The 8,693-nt window shown below is 57.2% G+C and carries 8 protein-coding genes; 1 reads left to right on the top strand and 7 read right to left on the bottom strand.

Translation table 11 applies throughout. From position 1 onward, the window contains the following. Nucleotides 1–217: 217 nt before the first annotated feature. Nucleotides 218–715: an SRPBCC family protein gene (locus WA354_RS21325; RefSeq protein ID WP_472815036.1), complete on the bottom strand. Its 498-nt coding sequence runs from the start codon at nt 713–715 to the stop codon at nt 218–220. Continuing rightward, nucleotides 705–1,049 (bottom strand): ArsR/SmtB family transcription factor, encoded by a 345-nt coding sequence (locus WA354_RS21320; RefSeq protein ID WP_472815035.1) that lies wholly within the window; start codon nt 1,047–1,049, stop codon nt 705–707. The genes WA354_RS21325 and WA354_RS21320 overlap by 11 nt, the downstream gene beginning before the upstream one ends. Here WA354_RS21320 and WA354_RS21315 point away from each other — a divergent pair. After that, nucleotides 1,022–1,255, top strand: coding sequence for a hypothetical protein (locus WA354_RS21315; protein ID WP_472815037.1), 234 nt, complete (start codon nt 1,022–1,024; stop codon nt 1,253–1,255). The genes WA354_RS21320 and WA354_RS21315 overlap by 28 nt on opposite strands. Before the next feature lie 161 nt (nt 1,256–1,416). On the opposite strand, the gene WA354_RS21310 is transcribed toward WA354_RS21315, so the two are convergent. The 5 genes from WA354_RS21310 to WA354_RS21290 form a co-directional block, all read right to left on the bottom strand. After that, on the bottom strand, nt 1,417–4,389 hold the full coding sequence (locus WA354_RS21310; protein ID WP_472815034.1) for a GAF domain-containing sensor histidine kinase: 2,973 nt from the start codon (nt 4,387–4,389) through the stop codon (nt 1,417–1,419). A gap of 394 nt (nt 4,390–4,783) precedes the next feature. Then, nucleotides 4,784–5,380: a YceI family protein gene (locus WA354_RS21305; protein ID WP_472815033.1), complete on the bottom strand. Its 597-nt coding sequence runs from the start codon at nt 5,378–5,380 to the stop codon at nt 4,784–4,786. Nucleotides 5,381–5,478: 98 nt separating this feature from the next. After that, nucleotides 5,479–6,420 carry a carboxypeptidase-like regulatory domain-containing protein gene (locus WA354_RS21300; protein ID WP_472815032.1) on the bottom strand — a complete coding sequence of 314 codons (942 nt, stop codon included), beginning with the start codon at nt 6,418–6,420 and terminating at the stop codon, nt 5,479–5,481. Nucleotides 6,421–6,765: 345 nt separating this feature from the next. Beyond that, nucleotides 6,766–7,398, bottom strand: coding sequence for a hypothetical protein (locus WA354_RS21295; RefSeq protein WP_472815031.1), 633 nt, complete (start codon nt 7,396–7,398; stop codon nt 6,766–6,768). Nucleotides 7,399–7,590: 192 nt separating this feature from the next. Further along, nucleotides 7,591–8,693, bottom strand: a 1,103-nt coding sequence (locus tag WA354_RS21290) for a DNA repair protein RecN (protein ID WP_472815030.1), incomplete at its 5' end; no start/stop codon positions are given.

Here is an 8,693-nt window from a genome sequence, read left to right as displayed (position 1 = left end):
TGCGCATGCCAGCAGGACGATAGCGAGAAACGTTGTTCTTTTCATTTTTTTCTCCACGCTTGAGTCTCGCGAATCAAAGCTTCATTGTCTTATTTCGCCTGCGCAAAAGCATTTTTCGAAATACTCGAAAACTTTTTGAGGGTAGTGAAAGATGGCTATTTCTTGGTGAAATAGCCACTTGAGTGCGTGCTTTCGGTCTACACCAATTCCGAAAATGCTATAGCCCCGCAACAACCGCGGCAATCTTCTCGAGCATCTCGTTCCAGCCCTCGAACTGACCGCTGTCTTTTGCGCTCTTCATGGGTTCATTGCCAATGAAAGTGAGTTTTGTCTGGCCGTTTCCGAGATCCTCAAAGATGGTCACGTCGTACGCGCCATCTATGGCCTCAGGTTCTATTCCTAATTGCTCAGGGTCAATCTTGTTTCCCTCCGCGTCGGAAAAGTACATGAGGGAAACGATCTTCTCGTGCAGAACAATCTCGAAGTATTCAATCGCATTCCAGCCCTCGTACCCATCCGGCGTCTTCATGCAGAGGAGAGACTTTCCTCCAACGCGAACATCCATCTTGCAAACAGGCGCCGTAAAACCCTTCGGCCCCCACCACTGCATCACGTATTTCGGGTCTGTCCACGCTTTCCAAACCAGTTCGCGTGGGGCGTCAAAAACTCTTGTCACAACCATCCGCTCTGTCTCGTTCACCGTGTTACTTGTCATCTCTGACCTCCTCTTTTTTCATTTGCTTCACAACCACTTCCAGGTTGTCGAAACGCTCTTCCCAGAACCGGCGATAGCTGATCGCCCAGTCGCTGACTGTCTTGATCGCCGCTGGCCTGAGCGTGCACACACTCTCTCGTCCGCGCTTCGTCTTGATGACAATCCGCGCCCGCACCAGATAGGCAATATGTTTTGAAATCATCTGCTGCGAGAGTGCAAACGGTTCCGTCAACCTATGGACAGAGGCAGGCCCATGCGAGAGGCGTTCGATCATCGCCCGCCGGGTTGGATCAGACAAAGCCGCAAATGTTGTACCCAACCTATCCACAACCATATGGTAGTGAATTGTCTATCAATGTCAAGGATGATTTTGCGATTTTTGATTGCTGTTCCCTAGCCCCCGGCACCTGGGCTGATTTCTATTTCCCACGAGCCAAGTGGTGCATCATCGCCGAGTATCGAATCCAGCCGGGCAAAACAGCTGCCGATGTTTCGACTTCGTTCAACATGACAAACGCTTTTGCGATTGCCAGCGAGTAACCGGCGACCCGAAAGTTGTGGCAATTGTTTAACGAGCGAGGCGAAGGTGATGCGGTGGGCACTTCCTGTGTCAGTAGAGGTCACGCATCGTCGATCCGGCCCGTGAATATCGGCTCTCCCACGTCGAGGCAAGCATTCCCTGTGTGGTTTCCGACGCTTTGCTATGCGCTCAAGAAGAATGAAAAGACCGTTCCCCTGTAACGCCCCTCGGTCCTGCTACGGAACCGAAGGGTCCCCCGATGCTTTGCAACGGTCTCAGCGCTGAGCCACAGACCCAGCCCGGTTCCTGTCGCCGATTTTGTTGTGAAGAAGGGTTCGAAAACATGGTTCTGCACAGACTCAGGGATACCCACGCCGGAGTCCGAGATCATCACCCTGACGCCCTCTTCCCCCGACACCGGATCCGCAGCTTTTCGCAATCGCACGACCAGGCGAGGCGCGGGGGAATTCTTCAGCATCGCATCGATCGCATTGCTCACGAGATTCGCAATGACCTGACGAATTTCGACCGCCTGGCAACTGATGGAAGGATGCAAGCTGTACTTCCGCTGGACCACAACGCCCATTGACTTCAACCGCCCCTCGTAGAGGACGAGCACCGACTCGAGAATCTCCTCGATGTCCACGATGTTGGGCTCGGCAGTCTGCCGGTGAAAGCGCAGCGTCGCGGTCGTAATATGGCTTACGCGGGCCAGCTCGCGCTCCGCCATTTCCAGAATCTCGCCGACCTCCGGCGAGATGACACCTCGGCGCGCGAGGTACATGAGGTTGGTCACCGCTTCAAGTGGATTGTTGATCTCATGCGCAATCGAGCTTGCCATGCGTCCCACCACCGCAAGCTTTTCGCTCTGCCGCAGACTCATCTCCGTCTTCAGGCGATCGGTCTCGTCGCGCAGCACTTTAGCCAGCCCAGTGACCACTCCCTCTTTGTTGCGAATGGGCTCGGTTACCCACCGAGCCCAAATCCGCGTTCCATTCTTGTGAATGAGCCAGCGCGCATCTTCGTGGCGGCCGTTGGCTTCCAGGCTCGATATCTCCGCGCACGGAAGCCTGGCTTCACGATCCTCCGGTGCAAGAAGCAGCGAAAACGGCCTTCCGATTGCATCTTCCGATGAGTACCCGAAGATCCGTTCCGCTCCCGGATTCCAGCTCGTAAACCGCAGCTGCGGATCCAATTGCACGAGCGCGTACTCGTGAACGTTTTCAAGGAACAGTCGAAACCGCTCCTCACCCTCCCGCAGCGCGGCTTCGGCGCGGGCGCGTTCCACCGCGGCCCACGTCCGTTCTCCTGTATGCCAGACAATTTCAACCTCATCCGGCGTCCAGTCGCGCGGCTCGGCGTCAGTGGCGCAGAGGCAAGCCACCAGGCGCCCGTCTTTGATCAACGGCACTGCGATGAAGGCTGCCACCTGCACCGCGGCGAGTGTCGCGCGGTCGGCTTCCGGTAGCAGCTCGGAGCTTCGTGCATCTTTGACCACTGTGGGCTCGGACTTCTGAGGCGACGATCGAAGCCACGCGAATATCTCCAGCGGATATCTTCCCGGGGCACTCGGCGTGCCAGGGCTCACAAAATCTCGCTCAACCAGCATCTGGCCGGACTCTTCGTCGATCTCGCCATAAAAAACCCGGTTCGCGCCCAACTGCTCACCGAGTATGACGCTAGCCCTCCCCTGGATCTCGATTGGGTCAGACAGCGGACGGATCGCGTCGCTCAGCTTGAGCTTGTATGCTTGTTTCTCTTCACTGCTGCGGAGCGTCGCCTCTTGATGCTTGCGCTCAGTGATGTCATCGAACACCACATTCAGAAAATGGCTGCCATCGGGGCCAACGCGCGAGGCAAATACTGTGAACCAGCGACTGATCTCCTTCACGAAATACTCAAAACGAACCGGTTCACCCGACTCGATTACGCGTGCATAGGTTTTGACCCAAAAATCTTCAAGGTTCGGATTCAGCTGCCGCGCCGTCTTTCCGAGATAGTCCGACAAGCCGGTCTGCTTTTCGAAAACACGGTTGGTCGCGTGAAAGAACAAATCGCTGGCCAATCCGTTCGCGTCGTAAACCACTTCCAGCAGCGCGTAGCCTTGATCGATGGAATCGAACAGGGTGCGATATTTCCCTTCGCTTGCGCGCAGTGCGGCTTCTACCCGGGACCGCTCCAGCGCAGCCCACGTCCGTTCTGCTGTCTCCTTGACCAGCTCAATTTCTGCCGGCTTCCAGACCCGAGGCTCCCTTTGCGCCACGCACAATGCAGCCACCCTCCGGTCATTTTTCAACATCGGAACACAAGTGAAAGCGTGTACCAGGGTTCCGAGAATTACCTCGCGGCCAGTATCTGAAATCAACGGCGACGTCCGGACGTTATTGATTACCGCCGGATGGCCCTTCTGCGTCGACTGTTCGATCCAGGCAAATGCTTCCAGCGGATAGGAACCCGCCAGGCTCGGCACACCCTCCCGCGCAAAATCCCGCTCAACGCGAAGTTGGCCCCGTGCTTCATCCATCTCGGAATAGAAGACACGGTCCGCCTGCAATTGCTCGCCCAGCAGCCGGCTTGCCAATTCCTGAACCTTGATGGGATCCGAAAGCTCTCGGAGCGCATCGCTCAGTTTCAATAGATAGGCCTGCCGCTCTTCTTTCTCGAGCAGATCCGCCTCAGCCTGTTTTTGCTCGGTGATGTCGTAGAAGACGGCATTGACGAGGCGGCTGCCTTCGCCACCCACGCGCGAAGCGAAGATGCTGATCCAACGACCGAAATCGTGCGAAAAGCTTTCAAAGCGAACCGATTCGCCAGTTTCGACAACGCCGGCGTAGGCCTGAATACACGAGTCCTCAAGATTTGGGAGCAATTCACTCGTTGTTCTCCCAAGATGATTCGTCAGACCTGTCTGCTTCTCGAAGAATCGATTGGACTCAACGAAGCGAAGATCAGAGGCTACCCCGCGTTCGTCATAGAGCACTTCAAGCACCGTGATCGCGTTGTCGATTGACTCGAATAACGTGCGATACTTCAGCTCGCTTTCGCGCAGGGCGGCTTCGGCGCGAGCGCGCAACGCTTCCTCTGAAGGTGAGTCGTCGACCACCTCAACCAGTTCAGCTTCCCGAACCTTCTCTTCGACACGTCCGCTGTTCATCGGTGGGGGTTTCCGCTCCAGCTAGTTTGCACATTGTTCCATGCGCTCGATAGAACAACTTGCTCAGTACTTCAGTAATCAAAACAGAGATTCCCATGATACCCCCGTGCTGGCGCATAAGGAAGTCAAGATTTTGTCAGCGCCTCATCTTCCAGCGACGCGCTTACAGCGTTCTCACGCTGTGACTTAGCTCAACGGGTATCAACATCACACACTTACAGCTCAAGCCGATCCTGCGTCATATTAGCCGGCAAGCCGTTGATTCTGCGCGCGCCTAGCTGGGTAGCCATTCTTCAGGCCACAGAAAGAAATGAGAGGAGATCACATTGATCGCCTACAAATTATGGCGAAGTTTTATTTGCAGGCTTCAATGGCGAGACGCTCACCCAGAAGGCTATTGTTTCTGCCACGTGGTATCGACGTGTACCGGAATCTCATTCTTGATAGCCACGGTTAGAAACGAAGGGCGGTCGATCTTGAAGTCGGAGCAGAGTGCGGGAACGGTTCCGACGATGCGAACGGCGCTACCCTGCTGTGTCCTCTGGAACGGCACATGGGTGTAATGCGCGGTCTGGCCCGCAAACTGCACTTCAAGATCGGCGTAGATGGTTGATGCGGTGCTTTCTGACTCGGGAAAATGGGTACGCACCTGGATCATGGGAAACTGCGCGCCGCGCGTGGCTTCGAGCATGTGCAGGTCGCGATTGGTATCGCCGGAGTCGAAGGACTTGACGGGCGCGGCAATCAGGAAATCGCATTGGCCGGCGTGGCAGATTCCCTTCCCTCTTGCGGCATGGCTGGTGCCGTCGACTTCGTGCATCGGGTGCGACATGTGATAGGTGAGGCTTGATTGCTGAAGGACATACTGCGTGTCGGGCTGGGCGAAGACGGGAGCAGAAAAAAGCGCGGTTGCAAGAAGCGCCACGCAGACTATGGCTGGCTTGGCATTGCGCACCAGAAACACAGGGCCTAAAGCCCGCTCCTTTCTCATGCTTCTTTCGGCACGACTGAAGTCGTGCCCTGATACAAGACCCCATTGTTTGCATGCTTTGGCACGATTCAAAAACCGTGTGCCGCCATTCTCCCTGATCATTTCTTCTCCCAGAACTTGAGGTGGATCGGCCAGGAAACAGCAATAATGGACGCGCCATAAGCGCTCGCGGTAATCCAGGCAACGGTGCCGTGTTGCGCCGGAAAGCCATGCGCCTTCTCACCAGAGTTCTCCTGCTGATATGCCATGTAACCGAGTATCGGCGTAAGGATCATGCCGGGTCCGTGAACCCAGGCCAAGGCTTCGTGCCAGCGAATGCCGCCGTGCTTGGGATTGTTAGGAATGCGGGGGGCGAAGATCGCATAAGACGCTGTGGTGAAGTAAAGCGCGGTGGTTAACCCGCCAAGGGCAGCGTGAAAATCGAGATTCGCCTGCGTCGGCTCGGTGATTGTTTCTCCATTCTTGCCTTTGGCCTTGGCCATTGGACCGGTAATGAGCGTAGCGGCCATGGGGATGGCCGTGATTAATCCCAGGCGCTGGTGGATCTTCAGCATTTCGGTTCGCTTGGCAAGCCGGGCCTGCAACTGGGCGTTGGCCTGCGTTTCCTGCGTTGTGAAGCCAAGGTCGGACAGTGATGGAGCATTGGGATTTGCTGGAGGGCTTTGCTGCTGCTGGGGCGCGTTGGGAAGCGCTTCGACGCCCTTGGGCGCTGGGCTCACGGTGAGGTCGGTGGTTTGCGCAGCGGCCAGCGTCACTTTGATGGGCGGGGCCTGCAACTCGCCCGCAACGGCCGACACCTGATAGTCGCCGCCGGCAAGATCGTGGATAGAATACATGCCATCGGAATTCGTCTCGGCGGTAAAGGATATTCCGGTGGCGACACTCTTTGCCGAGACCGTGGCACTGGGAACGGCGTGGCCTGCCGAATCTCTAACTTTGCCTGAAAGAGTGTAGGTTTGCGCGAACGCCGGAACCGCGAGAAGAAAGAAAAGCGGGAATGCTCGCATCGTGGCGGCGAACCTTCGCTTTTGAATCCACATGAGAGCTTCTCCTGATGGGTCGCGGGGAGGAGATTCTTTCGAACTTTCAGACGAGAATGAGTATGACGCAGCGATCACGCAATTGGAAGGCTGGAAACCCTTGCAAGAAATGAAGATTTCGTCATTTAGAAGGCGCGAAGTCAGGGATAACTTCGCGGAGCACTCGTGAGTGTGAGAAATGTTGCCCGACGTCGCGGCAAGCTGCAAATCTGGGTGGCGCCTGCCGCGCCGACGCCGAGCCTTGATAGTTATTCCTGTCCCCAGTTCAGATCAGCATCTATCCGGTTCCGACGACGATGCAAGAATCGCGCAGATTCCTGTCAGTTCGCTGGAGAAAAACCGTGATCAGCCGCGCCGCACGCGAACAGGCGGTTGGTTGTAGTCGGTACGATCGGCGGCGGCGACCGGTTTGCGATCGACGACGGTATTCTCCTTTGGCTGACTGGCCAGGTCGTCGAAGAGTGCCCGATAGTGAATCATGGCACGGCGCAGATCTTCGGTGCTGGCCTGTCCGCTGGCCTGCCGAAGTGCGATCTCGTGGGCAGCACGGTAATTCTGCGTCACGATGGGATGCTCGACCGAGATGTCAGCAGCACGTTGTTCAAAGTCACCCATGGGATAACCGCAGGTCGCCATCAGGTCGCCCAGCAACTGATCGGCCTCCGCCACCGCGCCCGCTGGTGCATCCACAAAGTGAGCCTGCACGCGGTCCCATTGCTCGGTGTACCGCGCGCGATCGGCGGTTGTAAGCGGACGCAAGTGAAACTTCTTTACGCGTTCGGTGCGCTCTTCAAGCCGGGCCTCGGCGCGACTGCGATCGCCACCCTCGGCGACAGCGCGATCGTATTCGGGGCCGAAATGCTGACGAAGGTTGTCTGTGCGCCGCCGCCGAAGATAGAAAGCAATAAAGGCAACAACCACCACGATGACGGCAATGATTAACGCGATCTGGGTAGGGGTGAGATCCTGCATGTTCATGACCCGGGTCCTCCTGCTTTATGTCTAGATACGGTTTTAAATCGCGTGCGTGGGTGCGAATATATGCAACTCCCGCTGCTTGCGGAAGTGTGACACGCTTTGCTGCTCGCGCCCTTGAGGTTGGAGAGGCTCTGCAGGATGGGGGGTTGCCTATGAACCGCGGAATTGGACCCCACTCCGCACGGCTGCGGGTCAGCGGCTGGTAGCGATCATCTGTGCGGCGTGCTGCAGGCTCGTCTCAGTCACCTTCGCACCGGAGAGCATCCGCGCCACTTCGTGGGTGCGGGCACGATCGTCGAGCAGGCGGATTTGCATCTTGGTGCGGCCGTGGTCTTCTTTTTTCTCGACGACGAAGTGTTGATCGGCAAAGGCGGCGATCTGCGGTAGATGCGTTACGCACAGCACCTGCTGCGCGCGGCCCAGCGCCTTCAGCTTCTGACCAACGGCATCAGCCGCTCGGCCACCAATGCCGATGTCAATCTCATCGAAGACGAGCGTGCGCGGCGTGGGCAGTTTCTTCCTGGATTTGGACGCTGCTTCTTCGACAGCAACCTTCAGCGCCAGCATGACGCGCGACATCTCGCCGCCCGAGGCGATTTCGTGCAGCGGCTTTAACGGCTCGCCGGGATTCGTCGCGATGCGATACTCAACTTCATCCCAGCCATGCGCGGTCCACGCGTCCTCCTCTTTATTGGTGGAGACTGAGATTTCAAAGCGAACTTTCATTGCCAGCGAATTGATCTGCGTCTCGGCGAGTTTGGCCAGCTTTGCGCCGGCCGTCTTGCGCTGATCGGACAACGATCCTGCAGCCTGCTTGTAGGCCTCCGCGGACTTCGCAAGCGCCGCGCGCAACACCTTCAGCGTCTCATCGCGATCTTCAACTTCCGCCAGCTTGCGCGCCACGTCCTCGCCAAGTGCGATCACGTCGGCCACGGTCTTGCCGTATTTCCGTTTCAGCCGGTCGAGCAGCGCCAGGCGGTCTTCAATCTCTGCCAGCCGCTCAGGGGAAGCATTGATGCGCTCGGCGTAGTCGCGCAGCGTGGCGCTGACATCGCCCACGATCGCGCGCGCCGACTCAATCTGCTGCGAGTATTCGTTGAACTTGCTATCGTATCGCGCCAGCTCATCCAGATTCTTGCCCGCCGCACGCAATGCGGCTTCGGCGGATGCTCCGCCTTCATAGAGCTGATCGAAGGCGCTCATTGCGGCTGCGTAGAGCTTCTCGGCATTTGCCAGAACACGCTTCTCGGTTTCCAGCGCTTCATCCTCACCTGCAACCAGGTTGGCCGCGCCAA

This window comes from Occallatibacter sp. (assembly GCF_049802275.1).
GTDB lineage: Bacteria > Acidobacteriota > Terriglobia > Terriglobales > Acidobacteriaceae > Telmatobacter.
The sequence above is the reverse complement of the archived record's forward strand: the minus strand, read 5'-3'. Positions and strand labels throughout refer to the sequence as shown.